Here is a 23,287-nt window from a genome sequence, read left to right on the forward strand (position 1 = left end):
TAATTCCTTCCATAAGTTATCATACTGCTATTCTAGCATATAATGAATTTTCAGTCATTCAATTTGGTCATTCAGTTGAGACTTTCTTTTTCATGATAAAACGTTTACAATGACAGTAACGACGACTAAAATTTGGGAGGAATGGATATGCTTGAAGGGTTTTTCATCACAGCTTCCTTGCTGACGTTATTTTATTTTGTCTATATGGAGATCACCGATTAAAAGCCCTGAAATAGGGCTTTTTTAATTGTTAAGAGTGATTAAAGTTTTGTTGATTTGTCTTCTTCTATTGAGATATATCCGTAATGGAATTGGGCGGTTTTACGTTTCATCACCTGAAATTGATAGGAATCAGTGGTAAATCGTGTGCTTTTCCAATGATCTTTTAAAACCACTCTTTTTCTAGCCACTCTCATTGCTTCTTTCACAGCGGTTTCATGGTCAAAATGATGCTCAGCTGCATGACGAAGCGGCATCATACTAGCAGACTCTTGTATGGTTTCTTCAAACATCGGGTCAAAATAGACGATATCATAGGATCGATCAGGGAGCTTCTTTAACTGCTCAATACTATCCCCGCTGATGACAGATATCCGTTTCATCGCTTCGTCTGCCTCTTCCACACCCGTTTCCCAAGTGCTGAGTCCTTCTCGAACAAGCAATGCCGTCATCGGATTTTTTTCAATACCGGCTACTTTTCCATTGGCTCCTGTAGCGCAGCTTGCGGTAATCGCATCAGATCCTAAGCCAAGCGTACAATCTAAAAAGGAATCGCCCGGCTTTAATTGTGCTGCTTCTATTAATGGATCTTTTTCCCCTCGCAGAACCCGCTTCACCCTAAACATCGCTGAGCTTGGATGGAAAAAGAACTTTTCACCATTTGGCTGATACCATTCAAATCGTTCTTTCCCAACAACCAGTACATCCCCCCGCTTGATCGCAAGCTGTTTGACAGATTGTTTGCGCCGCTCGATATACTCACCATCCAAGTCCTTTGCGAGGGCCATTGCCGTTTCAATTGTTTGTTCATTTGCTCTAAAGCTTGTTGTAATGAGCATGACGTTCCTCCATCATAATCAAGAAAAAATGCCCTGATGGATCACAGGACATTTCAACATTTGTATTAGCAATGTTTTTCAAATGCAGATAAGACGTTCTTCATAATATCTTCCATTTCATGACCTTCAATTTCGTCACGCGGGATAAAATGAACGAGTTCATTTCCTTTTAAAAGTGCCATAGATGGAGAAGATGGCTCCTCACCTGTGAAGTATTCTCTCATTTTAGCCGTAGCTTCCCGGTCCTGACCAGCAAAGACCGTCACCATTCGATCTGGTGCTTTTTCTGCTTTCATGACAGCTTGAGTAGCAGCAGGGCGTGCTAAACCGGCCGCACATCCGCATACGGAATTGACGACAACAAATGTTGTTCCTTCTGCTTCCTGCATCGTTTTTTCTACTTCTTCTTCAGTCGTCAATTCTTGAAACCCTGCACTTGTCAGTTCTTGGCGCATTGGTACGACGAGCTGACGCATATATTCTTCATATGCCATTGACATAAAAAAGCCCCCTCTATAATCCTTATGTTGTGAATAAAGGATACTATAGAGAGAGCCAATTTTCAAATGTTCAATTTCACATTAAATTTTCATGATTCCGCCTGTATTGGCTGATGTCACAAGTTTTGAGTATCTGGCAAGGTAACCTGTTTTTACTTTTGGCTCAAAGCCTTTCCAGTTTGCTTTTCTTTTTTCCCATTCTTCTTCCGGGACATCTACGCTTAAAATGCGTTTTTCGATATCGACAACGACATGATCACCATTTTCAACAAAGGCAAGCGGCCCGCCTTCTGCTGCCTCTGGAGAAACGTGTCCAATAGACAATCCGCGAGAAGCACCGGAGAATCGTCCGTCTGTAATTAAAGCAACCTTTGGACCAAGTCCCATTCCAACAATTTGTGAAGTTGGTGCAAGCATTTCAGGCATGCCTGGACCGCCTTTAGGTCCTTCATAACGAATAATGACAACATGTCCTGCTTCTACTTTTCGATTAATGATTCCTTCAAGTGCTTCCTCTTGGGATTCAAATACGATCGCAGGTCCTTCATGACGTGTGATGCCGTCTTGTACACCGCCTGTTTTAATGATTGCTCCATCTGGCGCAAGGTTTCCAAATAAAACGGCTAAGCCGCCCTTTTCAGTAAATGGCTTGTCAATTGGATAAATGACGTTATAATCTTTTACCTCATGACCTGCAATGTTCTCGCCTAACGTTTTCGCTGTGACGGTCATGGTATCTAAATGAAGAGCCCCCTCTTTTTTGGACAATTCATTTAGCGCAGCAGTCACTCCGCCTGCTTCATGTAAATCTTCAATATATACATCTGAAGCTGGAGCGAGTTTCGATAAATGCGGCACTCGTTCTGCGACTTCATTGATACGCTCAAGTGAATATTCAACGCCTGCTTCATTTGCAATCGCCAATGTATGAAGAACTGTATTGGTTGAACCACCAAGTGCCATATCTAAAGCAAATGCGTTATCAATCGCTTTTTCCGTGACAATATCACGTGGTTTAATGTCTTTTTTGATTAGCTCCATCAATTGTTTTGCTGACTTCTTCGCAAATTCTCTTCGTTCTGGTGAAGTCGCCAAAATGGTTCCATTTCCAGGAAGAGCAATCCCTAGCGCCTCTGCTAAACAGTTCATTGAGTTTGCTGTAAACATACCAGAGCAAGATCCGCATGTTGGACAGCCAAATTGCTCTAATTCGTTTAATTCCTCTTCATTAATTTTCCCTGATTGGTATGCGCCTACGCCTTCAAAGACAGAAGAAAGAGAAATTTTTCTGCCATCACTTGTTCTACCAGCTTCCATCGGTCCACCACTGACAAATACAGTTGGGATATTCACACGCATGGCAGCCATCATCATACCTGGCGTGATTTTATCACAGTTAGGAATACAAACCATTCCATCAAACCAGTGTGCAGACACCACGGTCTCTACTGAATCAGCAATGATTTCACGGCTTGGCAATGAATATCTCATCCCAATATGCCCCATCGCAATACCATCATCTACCCCAATTGTATTGAATTCAAATGGAACACCGCCAGCTTCACGAATGGCTTCTTTCACAATTTTTCCGAATTCCTGAAGATGGACATGCCCTGGGACAATATCAATATAGGAATTACATACGGCAATAAACGGTTTGCCAAAATCCTCATCTTTTACCCCAGCTGCTCTTAGTAAGCTTCGGTGAGGTGCTCTGTCAATTCCTTGTTTAATCATATTACTGCGAAGTTCTGCCATCTGTTTAAAAAGCCTCCTATACTACTAGTCTTGTTGACTGTATGATTTTGAGTTCATTTTATTTTACAAATTTTCTGTTTATTTAGCCACCTATAATAGATAGTGACTGATTTCTCTGCTGAAGCAAGTGCTCAGCAAGGATTGTGTCATAAAATCTGACCTCCAATATTCTATATTGGTACTACTATATAGAGTTTTTTCTCATATTTCAACAATATTCAAAATAATTTTTCTAAAAAAATTTTTCTGCCAATAAAAAAGCCATTTTCAGAAAACAAGCTGCCTTTTATTGGCAGCCTGCTCGTCTTTCTTATGATTCTGATGCATTTTTTCTACTTTCTGTCATTTGCTTCCACACAGAGCCTTTTGCTTCTTCTCCGTGCTCAATTCGTTCGATGGCCATTTTTACTTGAAGACTGACTTCAAATTCAGGGTCCTGCTCCGCTTCTTTTAAAGCTTCTAGTGCTGTTTCGTCACCTTCTTCATAAAGGAACATGGCCGCACGCCAGCGGACAAGCTTACTTGGGTCCTTTAAGGCTTGGATCATCGCTTCAATCGCACTAGGATCACCAAGATCCGAAATACAATCTCCTGCAGTTCTTCTAACTGTCACTGTTTTATCTTCAAGCCCTTTATACAAAATAGGCAAAATGGCTGGATCTTCAATCATGCCAGCATTCACAACAGCTTGTCTGCGAATCGATGTTTTTGGATCCTCCATCGCTTTCATTAAAACAGGTATATCTTTTTTCTCTGCCTGCATTTGCTCTAAATGAGCAAAACGTTTCTTCCAATCTTCATCACGCAGCATCTCTTCTGTCACATCATATGCTTTTCGGTTCACTTGTTTATCTACAGCCTCTTGACCTTCCTTCACTGCCTCTGTTAAACGCGATAAACGCTCGTCGTCATATGCAGCTTGCAGCTCTTCTGTGACTTCTTGACCGATATCAGCAAATTCTCCAAAACGTACGCCATGTTCTTTCCACACACGTTCAAATACAACATTATCTGAACTGCTTCTTAGCTTTAAAATCGCTGCCTGGAAACGTTCAGGCATTCCAAATCGTTCTTCTCTTTCACCGTCTGTCAGCTTCACCTGCATCGGAATCCCATTAAACATTTGAACAAACACTTTGACTTCTCCAAATGTGTCATCACCTGACTGCGATTCTCCCTGAAGACCTTCTGTTTCTTGTCCAAAGGCTTCTCTGACTTGCTGTAAAATACCTTGCCAATCAAATTTCGCATTACGCTCAACCGCTAAGAAATCGGCTACATGGTAAACACCTTTTACACCTTCAATGGTTAAAATGCGTTTGATCATCTCTGGCGCTTCTTCTTTTTGATCTTTTTTGTAGTTATTGCTTTTACCGCCTGCAAGCGCTTCTGTCAAAATGACTTTCATTGTATTCGGGCTTGGCGTTGGTTCTATGGCAGTTATTTTCATCTATACATCCTCCTTACACACATAAAGACCCTACTCATCTGTAAGGCCGCATTCTTCTTTCCATGTCTTAATAAATAGACACATAAACTCATGCCGCTCATGAGCCAGCTGCTTTCCAGCACGTGTGTTCATCAAGTCTTTTAATTGAAGCAGCTTGTCTTGCATATGCAAAAGTACTGTGCCTTGGTGAGCACCCTCTGTATAGTGAGGCTCCCCTTTTGCACCTGCATATGTAAACACCCTTGCAATCCCGGTTGCACCTATTGCATCCAGTCGATCTGCATCTTGAACAATGGCCCCTTCTAATGTCACTGGCTTATGCTGCATATGCCGGTGACGAAAAGACATCGTTGTAATGATATCCATGATATAGCGAATATCTCGCATGTCCACTTCCCACAAAAGGAGCTGCTGCTTAAGATCATGCGGTGAAAGCTTCCATTCACTAGACAGCTTGTCATCAATTACATCATGGACAATCGTTGCCATTTCAATGACAAAAAGCGACCCGCCCTCCTGTTGTGCAATATGGACGGCAAGCTGGCGAACACGATTGATATGAGCTTCATCGTGTCCAGTCGGTTCATTCTTTAGCTGTTTTGAAACAAAGGAGGCAGCTGCCTCCAATTGTTCTTGCTGCTTACTCGAATACATGCTTATTTCTCCAAAAGAGCGATAATGGAGCTTTCTAATTCTTTTGGTGGTGTTTTAGGAGAGAATCGTTCAGTCACTTCTCCGTTTTGGTCAACGATAAATTTTGTAAAATTCCATTTCACCGTTTTTGTACCAAGCACACCTTTCGCATGACTCGTTAAGTATTTGAAAAGCGGATGCGCATTGTCACCATTGACATCTACTTTTGCAAACATCGGGAAGGTCACACCATAGTTTAACGAACAGAATTCTTGAATTGCTTCTTCCCCTTCTGGTTCTTGATTCATAAATTGATTGCACGGAAATCCTAAAATTTCAAGGCCCTTTTCATGATATTGATCGTATAACTCTTGTAATTGTTTAAATTGAGGGGTCAGTCCACATTTGCTCGCTGTGTTCACGATGATCAGTACTTTCCCTTTGTAATCTGCCATTGATTTTTCCTGACCGTTAATGGTCTTGACCTGAATATCATAAATTGACATCTCATAGCCTCCTAGGATTCACTTTTTCCTATCGTAACATGCTTCTTTTAGAAAATCGCTTTTTATGCTTCCTGCTAAAAGAGTCCAGTCACACTGCCGTCTTCTAATAAATCCATCTCAAGTGCCGCAGGTTTTTTAGGGAGACCTGGCATGGTCAGGATGCTTCCCGTTAGTGCAACGATAAAACCTGCTCCTACAGATGGTTTTAACTCCCGAATCGTAACGGTGAAGCCTTTTGGTCTGCCGATTAAAGCCGGATCATCCGATAGTGAATATTGCGTTTTTGCCATACAAACCGGCAAATGGGCCCAGCCATTTTTCTCAATTGCAGCTAGCTGCTTTCTTGCTTTTGATGTAAGGTTGACGCCGTCTGCACCATAAACCACTTTGGCGACTTTTGACAACTTTTCTTCAATGGAATCTTGCTCCTCATATAAATAAGAAAAGCTGTTTTCATTCTTTTCAATTAGTGTCGTGAGCTCTTCGGCAAGTGCTACGCCGCCAGCTCCTCCTTCTTCCCATACATTGACGGCTTTGACTGGATGTCCATTCGTTTCGCACCAGTTTTCTATTGCTTGAATTTCTTCTTTTGTATCGGTAATAAAACGGTTCACTGCAACGATGTATGGTAGGCCGAAGGCTTGCACTGTTTCAATATGCTTCTCTAAATTATGTATACCTTCTAATACAGCCTGTGCATTTGCTTCCTTGAGCTCTGTTTTCTGCATTCCGCCATGCATTTTAAGCGCCCTGACAGTTGCTACAATGACAACAGCGCCTGGTTTAAAATCACCGGCTCTTGTTTTGATGTGAAGAAATTTTTCCGCGCCGAGGTCTGCACCAAATCCCGCTTCTGTTACGACGTAATCTGCTAGTTTTGCCGCCATTTTTGTGGCAATTAAACTATTGCATCCATGTGCAATATTGGCAAAAGGACCACCATGAACAAGGGCTGGAGTTCCTTCAATCGTTTGAACAAGGTTTGGTTTCAGCGCATCTTTTAAAAGCAAGGTTAATACGCCTTCATATCCTAGATTTCCAACTGTGACCGGTTCACCTTCTTGATTGTAGGCAACAACAATAGAAGAAAGACGTTTTTTTAGATCGTTTAAGTCGTCTGCTAAACAGAGGATGGCCATCATTTCGGATGCAACCGTAATATCAAACCCATCTTCTCTAGGGTACCCATTTAATTGACCGCCAAGTCCTACAACCACTTGTCTTAGAGCACGATCGTTTAAATCTAACACTCGTTTCCATACAATTCGGCGTGCGTCGATCCCAAGCTCATTTCCGTGATGGATATGATTATCAATAAAAGCAGATAAAGCGTTATGTGCAGATGTAATCGCATGAAAATCCCCTGTGAAATGAAGATTGATTTCTTCCATAGGCAACACCTGTGAATATCCGCCGCCAGCTGCACCGCCTTTAATACCCATAGTGGGACCTAGTGAAGGTTCACGCATGGCAATGATCGCTTTTTTCCCGATTTTCTCGAAGGCTTGACCGAGGCCAACTGTTACGGTGGACTTCCCCTCACCTGCTGGCGTTGGGTTGATCGAAGTCACAAGAATCACATTTCCTTCTTTTTGTTCCTTTAAACGGTCAAAAATAGTCAAAGATATTTTCGCTTTTGTGAAACCATAGCATTCTAATTCTTCGTCATGTATTTGTAATTTTGCTGCGATGTCTTGAATCGGTCTCAGCTTTGCCTTTTGGGCAATCTCAATATCTGATAAATGCTTTGTGATCATGATTAATGGCCTCCTTTTTTGACAGAAACAGCTTTCTTTTTTGCTCTATTTTTCATTGTAACATAATTGAAACATTGAAATATCGCCAGAAAGTTCCTATAATGAAGTGAAATTAGCTTTGGTTCAGGGGGTGGCGAGTTGCCTATTAACATACCAGTTCATCTGCCGGCAAAACAAATACTAGAGAGCGAAAACATTTTCGTCATGGATGAGACAAGGGCATTCAAACAAGATATCCGTCCTTTGAATATCGTGATCTTAAATTTAATGCCAAAAAAAATACAAACTGAAACGCAGCTGCTGAGAATGCTCGGAAATTCTCCTTTGCAAGTGTATTTTACATTTTTGATTCCAAGTACACATACACCGAAGAATACATCGAGAGAGCATCTAGATGAATTTTATACGACCTTTGACTCGATTCGCCATAAAAAATTTGATGGCATGATCATTACAGGTGCACCAATTGAGCATTTAGCTTTCGAAGAAGTTTCCTATTGGAAAGAACTGCAGGACATTTTGGACTGGAGTAAAACGAATGTGACGTCTACTCTCCATATATGCTGGGGGGCACAGGCTGGTCTTTATCATCATTATGGCATTGAAAAAATCAAGCTTCCAGAGAAAAAATTCGGTGTTTTTGAGCATCTTGTCAAAGAGAAAAAAGAAAGATTAGTAAGAGGTTTCGATGAAGTATACTATGTCCCACATTCTAGGCATACAGATATTAATACAGAACAATTAAAAAACACGCCGAATCTAAAAGTATTGAGCACGTCTGAGGAAGCTGGTGTTTGTTTAATTGTTTCAGATGATGATAAACAAGTATTTTTAACTGGACATCCTGAATACGATACAGATACATTGAAGCAGGAATATGAAAGAGATTTGTTGAAACATGATACAGTCAAAAAACCCGTCCACTATTTTATAGAAGATGGAGACACATTAGTCCCAGTGAACCGCTGGAAAGCCCATGCCACTTTGCTGTTTATGAATTGGCTTAATTACTATGTTTATCAAGAAACACCATATGTGTGGGAATAAAATAGACTGTAGTCTGATGATAAATGCTTAAAATGTGTTAAAATACAAATGGCTCTGTCTTCCATTATCAATTTAGTCTGTTTGTTTTTTAAAATTAGTTTAATTCTTTCGTAACGAATGATATGCTCTCGCTGTTTATATGTTATCTTTATGTATATGTAGACCTATGAGATTTATAGTTTCGTACGAAGTTTTGTTGTTGTTGATTACATTTGAGGTGAATATTCTTGAATACCAATAAAAAAATATTAATCTTGACCGCAAATTATGGAAATGGACATATGCAGGTTGCAAAAACACTGTATGATGAATGCAAATCCCAAGGGTTTGAACATGTGATAGTTTCTAATTTGTATCAAGAATCAAATCCCATTGTGTCCGAAGTGACTCAATATTTATATTTAAAGAGCTTCTCCATTGGGAAACAATTTTATCGCTTGTTTTATTACGGTGTAGATAAAATTTACAATAAACGCAAATTTAACATTTATTTAAAGATGGGAAATAAGCGTCTTGATGAATTAATTCAATTACACAATCCAGATATCATCATCATTACATTCCCGATGATTGTTGTACCTGAATACCGAAACAAAACAGGTAAAGTCATTCCAACATTTAATGTGATGACAGACTTTTGTCTTCATAAAATTTGGGTACATGAAAACATTGACCGATACTATGTTGCAACCGATTATGTGAAACAAAAGCTAGTAGAAATCGGCACACATCCAAGCGATGTCAAGGTAACAGGCATTCCGATTAGACCACAATTTGAAGTAGACGTGCCTAAATCGATCATCTATAAAAAATATGGATTATCATCAGACAAAAAAGTCCTTCTCATTATGGCGGGTGCCCATGGTGTACTAAAAAATGTGAAGGAACTGTGTGAAGCACTACTTCTTGACAGTGAAGTACAAATTGTTGTTGTGTGCGGTAAGAATGCAGCGCTGAAGCAATCGCTTAGCGAACTTGAACAAGCACACCCAAATCAATTGAAGGCGCTTGGATATGTGGAACAAATTGATGAATTGTTCAGAGTAACGGACTGTATGATTACAAAACCGGGCGGAATTACATTAACAGAAGCAACAGCAATTGGTGTCCCAGTTATTCTTTACAAACCTGTTCCAGGACAAGAAAAAGAAAATGCTCTTTTCTTTGAAGATTACGGTGCTGCCATTGTCATCAACAGACACGAAGACATTTTAGAATCTGTCACCAACTTGTTGCAAGACGAAGAAAAATTAGAATCCATGAAACAAAACATCAAAAAATTACACTTAAAACAGTCTTCTCAAACCATTTTAGAAGATATCGTCGAACAATCAGATCTGATCATGAGCAACAAATCGTATGCTCAAGCATTATCATAAAAAGGTGTCCGTCATTGACGGACACCTTTCTTCTTTTAACCTTGATTTCCATTCGTTGTATACACTTCTTCAAACGGCTGCACGACAACAAAGCCGCTTCCGCTAAACTTCATTTGAATGGACTCTCCGCTTCCCCTGCCAATAAACGTTTTGAACGATACATCTGTCACAAATTCAGTCTGCAAATCTCCTGACCATGCGACCGTCGCATTCGGATCTGTATAAACAGAATCACCTGGCTGAACAATCAGCGTCAGCGGTTCGTAATGACTTGTGATTGCCACAAGACCTGGTCCTTCAAGTTTGACATTAAATAATCCGCCTGCAAGCATGCCAGACACCTTTTTCATTAATTTAATATCCCACCGAACAGACGGTTCAAATGCGAGCAAGTCGTTTCCATTAACGAAAATAGACTCCCCTTGAGCCAATCGAAGAATCGAGATTTTTTTCCCTTGGTCTGCTACATATAATTTCCCATCACCTGTGGCCTTCATCAAAGAAGTTCCTTCTCCTGTTAACATTTTTTTGAACATCTTTGACACACCGTGTTCAAACACACCTTCACGTTCAAACTTTATTTTCCCGCGATATGAAACCATGGAGCCCGTTTTTGCCCAAATGGTATCCGTTAAATTAATTTCTAACAATCTTGGTGTTTCAAGTTCAAAGACCCCTTCCCCTTTGTCTTCTTGCTGCGTATTCTGAACAAACTCCTCAATTGTGTAACGATTCATGACGCACCTCTTTCTGTATTTTTACTATATACGGACAAGTTATACGTTAGGTTTCATGAGATTAGGACGTTTTATAGATAAATGTCATTCACTAAAAAAACAAAAAAATCAAACATTCTGCTCAAAATTTGGCTTGCCTGCTTGACGCTTTACTTTTGATGGTGTATAGTGGAACCATCATTTAACAACTTCTTAAGTCGTTAGGTGATGAAAAATTTTTTTTAGTATGCCAAAAGGTGTGCTACAGTACTAGGAGGAAAAAGCAATATGCAAAACGGTAAAGTAAAATGGTTCAATAATGAAAAAGGTTTCGGCTTCATTGAAGTTGAAGGCGGAGACGACGTATTCGTTCACTTCACAGCTATCGAAGGTGACGGTTACAAATCTCTAGAAGAAGGACAAGAAGTTTCTTTTGAAATCGTTGAAGGTAATCGTGGACCTCAAGCTGCAAACGTAACAAAAATCTAATCAACTCAATCAATGATGAAACGACAAAATAAAGAGAGGCGTATGCCTCTCTTATTTGATTTTCAGCTGAATTTCAATCGCTAAAATATTTTGCTTCAGTCGTTGTTCAATTTCAGAAATATCTTTTTCGAGAAAAGGTCTTCCCTTCTTTGCTACATCTACCAGTTGCTCTAGATCACTGTACACCTCTTGAAATGTCCGATGTAATACCGTTTCAAAATCCTTATTATCCATGCCGGCCTTCCCCTTTTCCTCTATTATCCGTCACTTAGTCAAAAAGTAACTCAACCAAAACTTTCTATAGTTATATCGGCTCATTTTTCAGAATATGTTCTTTTTTTACACATTCTATTCGTTTTTTTTTCGTGAACGCGTGATACATCTAGGGGAAAACCGGAGTGTACGCTTATTTTTTGAGTAATTCATTCCCGTATTGTTTGATCTTCTCTCCTACCGTGCATTGCTGTATACAAAAGGAGTGGGCGTATTTTTTGCCAAATTCTTTACGAAAGTGCTTTTTAATCAAGCAATCTGAACAATACGTGTCTTGAAGATCTGTTAATTCTTTTACTGCTGTTTTTTTATCCACTTTATTCAGCTCCGTCTGCTTCTAATTTCAACTTACTTTCGATAGGGACGTCTGCAAGTATCTGTCTGGCAAGCTGATCTGCTTCTGCATTTTGTTTACGATCGATGACTTCATATGTTGGCGTGAGCTTCAGCTCTTTGATCGCAGCCTCAATTCGGTCGAGCCATTTGTTATGTATATCATCATAACAAGGCCATTCCCCTTTGAGCTGATTCATCACAACAAGAGAATCTCCTCTAATCGTAACAGAGTTTCTGCTGGCTCCCAGTTCTTTTAAAGCTTTTACCGCTTCAAATAAAGCCGCATACTCTGCCTCATTGTTCGTGGTGCTCTGAAAAGGGTGATTCTTCCTTAACCGGTATGCATCCTGTCCGAGCTGATAATACACGACAATTCCAAGCCCAGCATCACCTGTTTCTTTGCGAAAACTCGCATCAAAATAGACCTGAAGCTGATCGGGTTCAAGCCTAAGTTCTTCGTTTAGCTTTTCAAGTTCTTTCATCGACCACATCGCACCCTTTTCATCTTCAAATGATAGAAGTGACTGCGGTTCTTTTTTGTCTATATGTTTTGCTAAAAGCAAGGCCTCTTTGAGCTCCATCCAATCTTCTTGGAAAAAAGCAATGGACCCAATCGATTTCACTTTCATTGTATAGTGCGCTCTTAGTTTCATTGATCACATCGCCTTCCCGTGCTTTTAAGGTAAACGTTCGTTATGCTATAATCAAAAAGTTACATTTTACATTTAGAAAGGAAGTTCATGTCACTTGTTTAATGAAGGTATTTGGATCTTATTTGCGATCATTAATTTTATCATTGTTCTTCTATTTTATAAAGGATTTGGCAAGATGGGGCTTTTCGTATGGATTGGTTTTGCAACAGTTGCTGCCAATTTACAAGTGGTCAAAACCGTTGAATTATTTGGCTTAACAGCAACACTTGGCAACATTTTATATGGCAGTGTGTTCTTTGCAACGGACGTCCTAAATGAAAAATATGGACAAACCGAAGCGAAAAAAGCTGTCTGGATTGGTTTTGCCACCCTTTTAACATTAACTGTTGTCATGCAGGAGGCTTTGCTTTTCCATCCCGCTCCATCTGACATTTCCCAATCATCATTAGAAACGATATTTGGCTTTATGCCAAGGGTCGCTCTTGGTAGTCTTGCTGCTTATATCATCAGTCAAATGTTAGATGTTTATGTATATTCGTTTATTCGCCGGATATTTCCTTCAGACGGTGCGCTCTGGCTGCGAAATGCGGGGAGTACAATGATTAGCCAGCTACTTGATACACTCGTTTTCACAACCATTGCCTTTCTTGGGACCTACCCATTCCATATATGGATCGAAATTTTCATCACGACTTATGTGATTAAATTTATCGTCGCTGCCATTGGCACACCTTATGCCTATGCGGCGAAAAAAATGGTTCCGATTGATGAAAGGGGGAAATAAATTGCCAGCTGAAATATATATTGACGGTGCTAGTGCCGGAAACCCAGGTCCATCTGGCATCGGCATATTCTTGAAATATGACGGAAAAGCTGAGTCTTTCTCCATTCCTCTTGGCATCATGAGCAATCATGAAGCAGAGTTTTCCGCGCTCATTGAAGGCATGAAAATTTGCGTAGAAAAAGGATTACGGACCGTGTCATTCCGCACTGATTCACAAGTAGTGGACCGTGCAGCCAATGCAGGATTTGCTAAAAATCCATCTTTTCGTCATTTTATCGAAGAAATGCTGCAGCTTCAAAGCGAATTTGATTTATTTTTCATTAAGTGGATTCCGAGCAAGGAAAATCAAGTGGCTGATCAGCTCGCTAGAAAAGCGATTCACCTTTCAAAAGGATGAATCGCTTTTCTTTTGGTTATGCTAATGTGTGAGGTGATACGGAATTGGATAAAGAGAACAGAGGCCGTGTCACAAACGGAACGACTCCTCAAGGTGATGCGCAGACAAAAGATAAACAGCCAATATCGCAATTAGAAAATAAGGCGAAAAAAAGCAACACAAAGGGCTAATACATGTAGCCCTTTGTTTCTTTTCTACATAAGAACAACCTTAACTGATTCCTAATTGACTTAAGCGGTTAAGCATTGGTTCGATCCCTTTAATTTGATGCAAGCGAAGCATTGCCGCTGCCCGCTCTGGGTCCATTTTTATTTTTGTTTCGTCAATCGGACAGCTGAGTGGTACATCACATTTAATTTCTGCCAGTATACGAGAAAGCTTCAGATCTTCTAATCCTGCTTGCATTTTCTTTTGCTGAGCTGCCGTTAATGCATGAACATTTTCTAACAGTCGATCAATCGTTTGATACGTTTGAATAAATTTCAATGCTGTTTTTTCGCCGATTCCTTTTACACCAGGGTAATTATCGCTAGCATCACCCATCAGCGCTTTCATATCAATCAGCGCCTTTGGAGATATGCCCATTTCCTCTTCAAAAAGGGCTTTTGTATAATGCTTATAATTCCCGATGCCTTTTTGCATTAAAGCCACGGTCACTTGTTCATTCAAGATCTGCAGCAAATCTTTATCTCCTGTTAAGACGGTCACATGTGCTTCGTTTTGATAGATAGATGCAAGCGTTCCAATACAATCATCTGCTTCAAAACCTTTCACACCAATGTTCATGATCCCAAGTTCTTCTGTCGCCTCTTTTGCTAAATCAAACTGTGGGATAAGCTCAACAGGCGCCTCGCCTCGATTGGCTTTATAATCTTGAAACAATTCGTTCCGGTATGTCTGGCTCCCCATATCCCAGCAGCATACGATATGAGTCGGCTCAAATGTTTGGACAGCTGTTAACAAATGCTTCAAATACCCATTCACTCCATTTGTCGGCACACCACGATCATTTATCATAAAATTGCGATGGACAGCCGTCGCATAAAACGACCTAAAAAGAAGTGCCATGCCATCTACAAGTAGTACGTGTTTATTCATTCATCTAAACTCCCTTTTTATAAACAATACTCCTATTCTATCATAGAACATTGAAACGAACATAAAAAAGGCGCCTTCTTCTTTTGATAAAGAAGAGGCAGCCCGATTACTTTTTACCATATTGCATTTTTTTCGTTTCCGCTTCTGCGTAGGATGGCATGCCTTTTTCCTTCGGCATGCGCTCCTCCTGCTGCTTTACGTTTTGCTTTTTTGCCATGATCATTCCCCTTTCTGGTTCATTTGTTAAGATGACCAAAAATGAGAAAGTTACTCTTTATTTCTGTTTACGCTGGGCGTATTCCTCCACCATCTCAATCGTGACATGTTTACGAAGCGGAACAATTCCGCCTCGGGCAAGCTCATTCATTTTAGACGTAATGGCGTTGATCTCATCTGTTGAAAATGGTTCATTGTGTTCACATTTTTTCACAGCCGATTCAATCGCCTGCTCTCTTTTTTGTTCAAGTGCAAGAAAAGATTGGATGTGGGCATGTTGTTTCTGTGAATGTGCAGAAATTTCTTCGTGTACGCTCGTCATCGTCTATCAACTGCTTTCTTTTTTATATAGTCTACCATGAATCATATCGTTTTCAACTGGTTCTTCCATTCATTTATTTGTTCATAAACTTGTTCAATGATCGCCTGTTTTTCAGCATCTGTTGTAAGGCTCGTCATAAATGTCTGTTTTTGCTCATTGAGCTGTTGGAGAGCATCTTGTTCGTACCTTTCCGTATAGGTCTTCACTAGCTTTTCATATCTGCTCAGCAACTCTTCTTTTTCGTTATCTGCCCAACGTGTTGTCATTTGATGTAGAACATCTCGAATTGCTTCAATAAACGTAGCCTTTTCATTTTGTTCAAAGAAGGCTTTCGCTGATTTTTGTTTCTTTAAAAGCGGCTCAAATGGTGTAATCTCTGCTTCGACTTCAATTTGTTTTAGCTCAGCATTTTTCTCCTCAGGGGTTGACAAGCTAAGAGAAAAGTAAGGATCTTCCGCACATGCAGCCTGCATCCCTTTTTCCCACTCCTCCTGGAAATAATGATGGATAAACGATTCCATTCGGATATCAAGTGCCTTGAGCTCCTGCACAAATTCAAATTCATACTCCTTTAACGCTTTCTCAAGTGCCTTTTTTAACTGCTGACCAAAATTCCCTTGAGATATGCCAGGATAAAAAGCCGACTTTAATAGATCATTCGCAAATAATGAAAGCCGCTGTACAATATGATAGAGCTGTTCATGCACGTCTTTTTTTACGCTTTCGGTCACAAGTTTAGACCGTTTCACATCTTGCATTTTTTCGAGAATGGCTTCATAGGATGTCTTGATGTTTTTCTTTTCAGCTTCTTTCTCATCTTCTGATTGATGCAAGGTCGCACGTAGTCTATCGACCGTTGTACATAATGTACTAGCTTCAAAATGCAAAAGTTCAATGGCATCTTTCGTTAATTCTTCCTCAATAAAATAGTCGAGCTGTTTTCTCAGTGTTGCATATTGATTATACGATGTCGGCTCTTTCCCTTCGATCTCTTCCTTACTAGACACATGATGCAGGTTTGGATTGCGGATGCCTTCTTTTGTGAGCTCGCTTCGTACATAGTCAAATACGGTTTCAAGCTCTGCTTGATCCTTAGCCAAATCAGCTGCATTGATGATAAAGAACATTTTATCCATGCTAAAGGAATCTTTTACGAGTCCAAGCTTCCGTAAAAATGAGCGATCAGCTTTTGAGAAAGAATGCTGATAATACGTTAAATAAAGAAGGGCGTCTGCATCCTTCATATACTGGAAGGCGATTTCTGTATGACGCTTATTCATACTGCTTGCACCTGGTGTATCGACAATCGTCAGCCCTTTATCTGTCAGAGGTGTACTTAAATACACCGTCACTTCCTTCACCACACAAGAAACAGATTCTTCCGCTACATAAGGCTTTAATTCTTGAAGTGTGACATGTAAATTGGTTTGGTTGTCAATGTCATCATGAAACTTGGCATAGGCTTGTAGAAAATGTTCTACAATGATTCGGTGATCCTGTTCGAGCTGCCGTTTTTTCAGCACTCTTTCCAGCTTTGCCTTAAACGAATCTCCTTTTTCTGTTGTGATCGAAAATCCAAGAATCTGATCGAGTTCCTCTAGAATGTCCTGCTTCGTTTTAAACACCACTTTAACACTTTCATGAGGATGATCTTCCGTAGGTCGTGTCAGTTTGTTAATTGTCGCAGTTGTTGGCGTAGGAGATGATGGTAACACCTTCCGTCCAACAAGCGCATTGGCAAAAGAAGATTTTCCAGAACTAAAAGCGCCAAATAATGCGAGTGTAAATTCTTTTGCCTGCAGCCGTTCTGTTCGTTTTTCAAAGGAATCTCTTTGAGACTTTAGAATATCTAAAGGCGATAAAATGCGGGAAAGCTCTTTAAATTGTGCAATCGATTGTGCTGTTGTTAAATGCTGCGATTGACGGTATTGATCGCGCTTTGTCCGTTCAGCAGCTTGATCGCTCTCTTCAACATGAATTGATGCGCGATTCTTCTCCAGCTGGTCGTGCTGCATCCATTGCTTTTTCGCATAAAACCAGTCACCTGGGATAGGCTCATCCGTTCCGTTTTGCCAAATATCCCATAAATGCTGAATATCCTGTCTTATTTGTTCATTTTTTTCGTTATACTCCTCAAGGCTCTGAAGCTCTTGTTTCGCTTGCTCCCATTTTTCCTCTTGCTTCTCCTGTTCATTCTTGAGCTGGTCTTTCAAGGTTTCAATCATCTGTTCAATCAATTGAAGCGCTTGCTGTTTCGCCTGTCTTTTCAATGCTTCACCAGCATCTTTCGCATATTTAAGAACATATTCGTTAGAAAAAGTTGCCCCTTGGTGAATGACCTTTTCAAGCAAGGATTCTTCAACAGGTGTCTCAAATGCCATGGCTTTGTCTAATAACGCTTCCCCAAGCTGATGCTGTTTTATTTCTTTTTTGAGGAGCTCGGCAATGTGCCAGTCAACTTCCGCTTTCATTCTCTTTTTTACATCTGCTAAGAAATCATTTGCCCGCTTTTCCTTTTCCTGCTCGGTTTTATTTTTTGCAAAAAGTAAACCTACTTTAAAGCCAGGTGCTTTTGATTCGATATAGTCACTTGCAAGCTCTCGCATCTTAAATGGCGTGAGGTTTGCATTTTTTAAGATGTTCTCTACTTCAGAAGACACTTCATCTTCTACCTGCTTTGCACCATTTTCAATAAATCGGCGTTTCTCTTCTAGTTCTTGCACTTCATTCCTTTTTTCTTGAAGCTGCGCGTCAAGGTCCTCTTCATGCAGTTCTTCTTTTAAAGAGTCTATATGTTCTTTTAAAACATGTTCGATTTTCTGCTCTGTATAGGCTCGAAGTGATGCTTTAGGCATGGTTTGTAATTCTTGTAGTTTCTTCACTAAACGGATCATTTCGTTTTTTGGGTGTGCCTCATCCGTCACAGAAGTAAAATATAGATGTTCTTCTTCAATGCCTTCTTTTAAAAGCATCTCAACGACTTGTTTTTTGTAGTTTTCAAAAGTTGTCTCTTGTTCATCATGCCGATCCACTTGATTGACGATGAAATAAAGATTGGGCACTTTCTCCTTAATCGAGCGAATGAAGCGAATGTTTTCTTCAGAATGGACATGGTTATAATGAACGACATAAAAAAGAGCATCCGCTTGATGAAGAATAGAAGCAGCGGATAAAAAGTGCGCATGATCCGTTGAATCAATTCCCGGTGTATCAATGAGTGCCACTTTTTCTTCAAGTCCACTATAATCACCGCTAATTTCCACCATCTCAATTTGTTCCCCATCTTTACAAAAACGCTGCACCGCTTCTTTATCATAAGAACCGCTCATTTTTGCAAAACGTCCATCAGACGTATGGAGCTGAACTTCACTGACCCCTTTCCTGACAACAACCAAGTTTGCACTCGTTGGAATTGGGCTTGTGGGCAGGATGTGTTCATGAAGAAGATGATTCACTAGTGATGACTTACCAGCAGAATAGTGGCCGGTAAATGCGATATATACTTCTTCTTCAGCTTCCTTTTTCATAATAGATGCAAGTTTGGCTGCGCGCTCGTGATCATCCCTTTTCAGAAGGCTTTGATATAAAGCACCTGTAGTTTGAACGAGCGAATGTCGAATAGACAAGTCTTTCATGACGATAAACCCCTTTGTTTTTAGAAAAGTCAGTTATGTATGTGTACCATTTTACACAAAATAAAGAGATTTTTCTTCTCATCTGAGGAAATAAAAAAATCTGCTGCCCGATCAGTCACAATGGACTGCAATCAGGAAGCAGATTTTTTTGAAACACCTTTTAATACGAAGCCAATCAATAAGCTATATACACAGACCGTACCGAGTAAGAAAATCATTGTCATGTGATCACCGTCCATCCTTCATGATTGAGAATGTTTATCATTAATGAAAGTGTAGCACAATTGATAATGATTTTCAATATTAATTTAGTAAATACTGATTCAGTGCTTTTTCCTCTGTTTGTATTCTGACCATCATCATCCATCCATTTAAACACGTAAACAAAATGGCAGTAATAAATGCGTTAAATAACAGCGGAATGAACATCAGTTCAATCGCCACCACCACATAGTTAGGATGCTTTAACCAGCGATACGGCCCCTTTTTCACAATCAACGCATTTGGAACGACTAAGATTTTTGTATTCCAAAACGTTCCAAGTGAACATAGTGCCCAGTACCGAATCACCTGGGTCGCAAACAGAAACACAAGCAGCAATAGGAAAAAACGAGACGGTTGACGATGCAGCAGCCATGTCTCTCCAATAAGCGAGAGGAAAAAAGCTGCATGCATAGCGACCATATAAGGATAATGGCTTGCACCAAATTCAATCGCTCCGTGCGCCTTCACTTTCTTTTCATTTCTTTTCGCCACAAGCATTTCAATGAGACGCTGACAAATGAAAATGCCAATCACTATCCAGAAAATCATCACGAGAGCCCCTCCCATTTCATGAGCAATAATTCTGACGAAAAGCCTGGACCAAGTGCTCCGCAAAGCCCCACCTGTCCTGCATCTAGTGACTGATGTTCAAGAAAATGCTTCATGACATATAAAACAGTGGCAGAGGACATGTTTCCATGCTGTTTCAGAACCTCTTTTGAAGAAAATAGCTGATGCTCTTGTAAAGATAAGCTTTCAAGATAGGCATCAATCACTTTTTTTCCTCCAGGGTGAGCAAGAAAAACGGATACATCCTCTGTTGAAAACCCTAGCTGATGTAAAAATTGATCCACTTGCTCTTTTAACCATCCAGAAATGATGGACGGAATGTCACGTGAGAAGATGACCCGAAATCCGTCGGCGGTAAAATCCCATCCCATCACATCCTCAGAATCTTTCATGGTCACTGACTGCGTGCCAAGCACTTTAGGTACTGTTTTTAACCGCGTATACTTAGAGGCAGCCTTTTCTCCAGTTAAAAGAACGGCCGCAGTCCCATCACCGAACAGCGAGGTTCCAATTAAATTGCTTTTTGATTGATCTTGCGGCTGAAAAGTGAGGCTGCAAAGCTCGCAGGCAACAACGAGCACTTTCGCTTCTGGATACGCCCTGATGTATTCATAAGCTCGAGATAAGCCTGCCGCCCCGCCCCCGCATCCTAACCCCCAAATTGGCACTCGTTTCGTATAAGGAGAAAATGGAAGAACATTCATCAGCTTTGCATCAAGACTTGGTGTTGATAACCCTGTACTGGAGATGAAAAACAAAGCATCAATCTCATCAAAAGGAACTGGCATTGTAAGGAACGCTGTTTCATGCAGACAGTGAAAAACGGCTTCTTTCGCATGAGCCAATGCTTTTTCGACATAGAGATTATTTTTCTCTTCAAAAGAGTGATGTTCTTGATACCAATCAATAGGCTGTACAAACTGCCTGCTCTCTATTTCGCCATTATTAAAAGCTTTTAATAGCCGATCAATATCTTTAAACGATCGTTTAAATTGAGACCTTGCAAATTGAGCAGCTGCTTGCTGATCCACATGATGTTTTGGCAGACTTGTTCCAACTGAAAGAATGTATGCCATCGGCTTCACCTCTTTTTTCGGTTAATATCCCCAATCAAAAAAAGGATATACATGCCAAAACGACACAATTCAGTCAAAATATTTTCCTCCGTCTAACTTTTTGTCTTGACGACAATTGATAAATATTGGATAATATAAGTGAAAACATGATGTAGTTTTCCTCCTTCACAGGTTCGTTCCAAGCCAAGCGAACCTGCTTTTTTTATGCAATTTATGTTCAAAAATAATGGCGATTTAATGAAAAAAAAAAGAACTCCGTTATGGGAGTTCCTCTGTGAATGACCTCTATTATGAACATCTAAAGAGCAAACCCTCACCTAAACCTTTTCAAGGATTGACTTAATAAAATCAGTTTTTTCATGTGCGTATTTGTGTTTGTCATTTCCATGTAATCTTGATAATTTAAGTTTAAGCTGTTGGTACTCACTTCTAGCTTGCTCATTATTTCTCAAGTAATCTCTGAAATTTAACTGTTCAAGTAAATACTTATTATGTCTTTGGTACATATGGATTTGATGTGTTCGTGGTTCTCCTTTATTAAAGTAGTGTCTTTCAGGTAATACGTTTGTTCCTTTATATGAGTAACCGAGTCCTTCCAACGCTATTACACATTTTTCTCCATCAAAAAAATGTTCTATTTCAATTGCAATATCAATAATTGGCTTAGCGCTTAAACCTTTTACTGCTGTACTTCCAATATGGTGTACATTGATTATGTATTGACCAATATCACCTATTATCTTTCGCTTTTCACTTTCAAATTCTTTTGTCCACTCAATAGACCAAGGAACTAAAAAGACTTCCCCTCTTGGTAATCCTAACATTTACTTATCCCACCTTTTAACACCCATTTGGAGAATGTTAATAAACCAACTTTATCATAAGTCCCATATGGAGAGAGCAGACAGATTTCAACAATCATCCTATTCGTTTAGATCTATTTCTTAGTTGATGTCATTCAATACGATTCTTAACAATTCACTCTCACCTAAGTGCTGTATGAAAGGAATAAGCAAATGACTTTTCACGTTCACCTTTTACATAGTAGCCAATCTCTGATTCAGTTATACTGACTTTGCTTTCTTTTGTTTCTTCTTTATTTTGTAGGGGAGGACTTTTCTCTATGTATTTCGCGATTGCTAGCCTCTATCTCCAATATCCACATGAGCACCCTTTTTTCAATGAAATCGTCATTATACAACACTTTCATACGGAATCTCCTTTCACTTCGCATTAATGGTTAAATCTGTTGCTAACTTAGCGTATAAATATCAACGTTTCGATCATTATTCAGAATTGTTTCATTTAAACATGAATGGATCACCTTTTTTCTGATCAACACAAATAAATAACCATAAAATGCTAATTTATTTGATGATTATATTATGAAAAGGGGGTTTTTTCCTGTATACTTAATCAATATGAACACCATGAAAAACAGTGAAAAAAGACAGAATCTACTACATGATTCGGCACAAAATTTAATTGACTGGAGTGATTGTCATGAAAAAGGTGTCCAAAAAACAGACACCCTACAACACGATATTTCTCTCGAAGATAATTGGTTTAGTGCTTCTTACACTGTTTCTCGTTTTTATCTGGGATATGTCTAAACCCCATTTGCAGGCGACAAATGGGCAAGCAACAATTGTTACTAACAGTGACTTCCGAGACACAAGTATCAGTCTGAAAGCAAAAGATCATTCTACAAGAACATTGGATCAACAATTTAGGACCAATCCAAACCAACAGACAACGAATAAAACGGTCTTTTTAACATTTGATGATGGCCCTTCTGCTACATCAAATCAGCTGTTAAATGTCTTAAAAGCACATCAAGTGAAGGCGACATTCTTCATGCTTGGACCGCAAATCCAAGCTCACCAAGCAGCTGTGAAAAGACTTTATCAAGAAGGACATCAATTAGGGCTTCATGGCATGACGCATGATATAAACCGCTTTTATCAAAACAGTGAGTCTCCCGCAAATGAAATGAGAGAAGCTCAGCTCATTCTTGCTTCTGTTACAGGCGTTTACACCCGTCTTGTGAGAACACCTTATGGCAGTGTTCCAAATTTAACATATGATCAAAAAGTACGTTTAAACCAAAATGGCTTTATTTACTGGGATTGGACGATTGATAGCCTTGACTGGAGATATAAAAACTCACAATATGTTCCAGAGGTATTGAATCAACTGGAAATGTTTGAGAAAAATAAACCATGGGAACCAAAAGTTATTTTAATGCATGATCAACCCTCTACCACGAACTATTTAGATAGCCTGATTACACAACTAAAAGCAAGGGGCTATACATTTGCAGTCATTAACGAAACAATGCCGCCGGTACAACATTAATAGCACTAATCA

The 23,287-nt window shown here is 39.7% G+C and carries 25 protein-coding genes; 7 read left to right on the forward strand and 18 right to left on the reverse strand.

The features are described from left to right. Positions 1-260 precede the first annotated feature (260 nt). From NSQ64_RS11660 to NSQ64_RS11690, 7 genes are all read right to left on the reverse strand, one after another. Positions 261-1,058 carry a class I SAM-dependent methyltransferase gene (locus NSQ64_RS11660; RefSeq protein WP_341016641.1) on the reverse strand — a complete coding sequence of 266 codons (798 nt, stop codon included), beginning with the start codon at positions 1,056-1,058 and terminating at the stop codon, positions 261-263. Positions 1,059-1,123: 65 nt separating this feature from the next. Then, positions 1,124-1,558, reverse strand: coding sequence for a BrxA/BrxB family bacilliredoxin (locus NSQ64_RS11665; RefSeq protein WP_008346384.1), 435 nt, complete (start codon positions 1,556-1,558; stop codon positions 1,124-1,126). A gap of 81 nt (positions 1,559-1,639) precedes the next feature. Next, complete coding sequence (gene ilvD / locus NSQ64_RS11670) at positions 1,640-3,316, reverse strand: dihydroxy-acid dehydratase (protein ID WP_007500822.1); 1,677 nt, start codon at positions 3,314-3,316, stop codon at positions 1,640-1,642. A gap of 310 nt (positions 3,317-3,626) precedes the next feature. Beyond that, positions 3,627-4,766 carry a conserved virulence factor C family protein gene (locus tag NSQ64_RS11675; protein WP_268382740.1) on the reverse strand — a complete coding sequence of 380 codons (1,140 nt, stop codon included), beginning with the start codon at positions 4,764-4,766 and terminating at the stop codon, positions 3,627-3,629. Between the two features lie 30 nt (positions 4,767-4,796). After that, positions 4,797-5,420, reverse strand: coding sequence for an HD domain-containing protein (locus tag NSQ64_RS11680; protein ID WP_341016644.1), 624 nt, complete (start codon positions 5,418-5,420; stop codon positions 4,797-4,799). 2 nt (positions 5,421-5,422) lie between these two features. Beyond that, entirely contained in the window at positions 5,423-5,905 is a 483-nt protein-coding gene (locus tag NSQ64_RS11685) for a glutathione peroxidase (RefSeq protein ID WP_007500827.1), read from the reverse strand. A gap of 74 nt (positions 5,906-5,979) precedes the next feature. Further along, a complete protein-coding gene (locus tag NSQ64_RS11690) occupies positions 5,980-7,662 on the reverse strand; it encodes a formate--tetrahydrofolate ligase (RefSeq protein ID WP_341016646.1) in 1,683 nt (560 codons plus the stop codon). Positions 7,663-7,800: 138 nt separating this feature from the next. Here NSQ64_RS11690 and metA point away from each other — a divergent pair, with 138 nt between their 5' ends. Both metA and NSQ64_RS11700 read left to right on the forward strand, forming a co-directional pair. After that, positions 7,801-8,709: a homoserine O-acetyltransferase MetA gene (metA, locus tag NSQ64_RS11695; RefSeq protein ID WP_008346374.1), complete on the forward strand. Its 909-nt coding sequence runs from the start codon at positions 7,801-7,803 to the stop codon at positions 8,707-8,709. Positions 8,710-8,936: 227 nt separating this feature from the next. Then, the gene (locus tag NSQ64_RS11700; RefSeq protein WP_007500831.1) at positions 8,937-10,088 is read left to right on the forward strand and encodes a diglucosyl diacylglycerol synthase; all 1,152 of its coding nucleotides are present in this window, start codon (positions 8,937-8,939) and stop codon (positions 10,086-10,088) included. A 35-nt stretch (positions 10,089-10,123) separates the two neighbouring features. On the opposite strand, the gene NSQ64_RS11705 is transcribed toward NSQ64_RS11700, so the two are convergent. Continuing rightward, positions 10,124-10,825 (reverse strand): AIM24 family protein, encoded by a 702-nt coding sequence (locus NSQ64_RS11705; protein ID WP_331831833.1) that lies wholly within the window; start codon positions 10,823-10,825, stop codon positions 10,124-10,126. Between the two features lie 267 nt (positions 10,826-11,092). On the opposite strand from NSQ64_RS11705, the gene cspD reads away from it, so the two are divergent. Then, a complete protein-coding gene (gene cspD / locus NSQ64_RS11710; protein ID WP_003215784.1) occupies positions 11,093-11,293 on the forward strand; it encodes a cold-shock protein CspD in 201 nt (66 codons plus the stop codon). Between the two features lie 51 nt (positions 11,294-11,344). On the opposite strand, the gene NSQ64_RS11715 is transcribed toward cspD, so the two are convergent. The 3 genes from NSQ64_RS11715 to NSQ64_RS11725 all read right to left on the reverse strand — a co-directional run bounded on the left by NSQ64_RS11715 (position 11,345) and on the right by NSQ64_RS11725 (position 12,555). Continuing rightward, positions 11,345-11,527: a hypothetical protein gene (locus NSQ64_RS11715; RefSeq protein WP_008346368.1), complete on the reverse strand. Its 183-nt coding sequence runs from the start codon at positions 11,525-11,527 to the stop codon at positions 11,345-11,347. 172 nt (positions 11,528-11,699) lie between these two features. Further along, on the reverse strand, positions 11,700-11,882 hold the full coding sequence (locus tag NSQ64_RS11720; RefSeq protein ID WP_008346366.1) for a zinc-finger domain-containing protein: 183 nt from the start codon (positions 11,880-11,882) through the stop codon (positions 11,700-11,702). A 1-nt stretch (position 11,883) separates the two neighbouring features. Further along, a complete protein-coding gene (locus NSQ64_RS11725; protein ID WP_047946658.1) occupies positions 11,884-12,555 on the reverse strand; it encodes a ribonuclease H family protein in 672 nt (223 codons plus the stop codon). A 94-nt stretch (positions 12,556-12,649) separates the two neighbouring features. On the opposite strand from NSQ64_RS11725, the gene NSQ64_RS11730 reads away from it, so the two are divergent. From NSQ64_RS11730 to NSQ64_RS11740, 3 genes are read left to right on the forward strand one after another with little or no spacing between them, the layout of a single operon-like run. Further along, the gene (locus tag NSQ64_RS11730) at positions 12,650-13,339 is read left to right on the forward strand and encodes a queuosine precursor transporter (protein WP_007500834.1); all 690 of its coding nucleotides are present in this window, start codon (positions 12,650-12,652) and stop codon (positions 13,337-13,339) included. A 1-nt stretch (position 13,340) separates the two neighbouring features. Beyond that, positions 13,341-13,736, forward strand: coding sequence for a reverse transcriptase-like protein (locus tag NSQ64_RS11735; RefSeq protein WP_017359712.1), 396 nt, complete (start codon positions 13,341-13,343; stop codon positions 13,734-13,736). A gap of 44 nt (positions 13,737-13,780) precedes the next feature. Next, positions 13,781-13,906, forward strand: a complete 126-nt coding sequence (locus NSQ64_RS11740; RefSeq protein WP_008346357.1) for a hypothetical protein — start codon at positions 13,781-13,783, stop codon at positions 13,904-13,906. Positions 13,907-13,946: 40 nt separating this feature from the next. Here the strand turns inward: NSQ64_RS11740 and NSQ64_RS11745 are convergent, their stop codons facing one another. From NSQ64_RS11745 to NSQ64_RS11775, 7 genes are all read right to left on the reverse strand, one after another. Next, positions 13,947-14,834 (reverse strand): 5'-3' exonuclease, encoded by an 888-nt coding sequence (locus tag NSQ64_RS11745; protein WP_341016653.1) that lies wholly within the window; start codon positions 14,832-14,834, stop codon positions 13,947-13,949. Positions 14,835-15,108: 274 nt separating this feature from the next. After that, on the reverse strand, positions 15,109-15,372 hold the full coding sequence (locus NSQ64_RS11750; RefSeq protein ID WP_268382747.1) for a YpbS family protein: 264 nt from the start codon (positions 15,370-15,372) through the stop codon (positions 15,109-15,111). A 41-nt stretch (positions 15,373-15,413) separates the two neighbouring features. Further along, positions 15,414-19,007, reverse strand: coding sequence for a dynamin family protein (locus NSQ64_RS11755; protein WP_341016655.1), 3,594 nt, complete (start codon positions 19,005-19,007; stop codon positions 15,414-15,416). 131 nt (positions 19,008-19,138) lie between these two features. Further along, positions 19,139-19,246, reverse strand: a complete 108-nt coding sequence (fbpC, locus tag NSQ64_RS11760) for a Fur-regulated basic protein FbpC (protein WP_306172627.1) — start codon at positions 19,244-19,246, stop codon at positions 19,139-19,141. 64 nt (positions 19,247-19,310) lie between these two features. Beyond that, positions 19,311-19,820 (reverse strand): isoprenylcysteine carboxyl methyltransferase family protein, encoded by a 510-nt coding sequence (locus tag NSQ64_RS11765; protein WP_341016657.1) that lies wholly within the window; start codon positions 19,818-19,820, stop codon positions 19,311-19,313. Next, positions 19,820-20,917 (reverse strand): type III polyketide synthase, encoded by a 1,098-nt coding sequence (locus NSQ64_RS11770; protein ID WP_024718542.1) that lies wholly within the window; start codon positions 20,915-20,917, stop codon positions 19,820-19,822. The genes NSQ64_RS11765 and NSQ64_RS11770 overlap by 1 nt, the downstream gene beginning before the upstream one ends. 317 nt (positions 20,918-21,234) lie before the next feature. Beyond that, positions 21,235-21,741: a GrpB family protein gene (locus NSQ64_RS11775; RefSeq protein WP_341016660.1), complete on the reverse strand. Its 507-nt coding sequence runs from the start codon at positions 21,739-21,741 to the stop codon at positions 21,235-21,237. A 679-nt stretch (positions 21,742-22,420) separates the two neighbouring features. Between NSQ64_RS11775 and NSQ64_RS11785 the strand changes: the two genes are divergently transcribed. Next, entirely contained in the window at positions 22,421-23,275 is an 855-nt protein-coding gene (locus tag NSQ64_RS11785; RefSeq protein ID WP_341016661.1) for a polysaccharide deacetylase family protein, read from the forward strand. The last annotated feature ends 12 nt before the right edge of the window (positions 23,276-23,287 follow it).

This window comes from Bacillus sp. FSL W8-0183 (genome assembly GCF_038006825.1).
GTDB lineage: Bacteria > Bacillota > Bacilli > Bacillales > Bacillaceae > Bacillus > Bacillus altitudinis.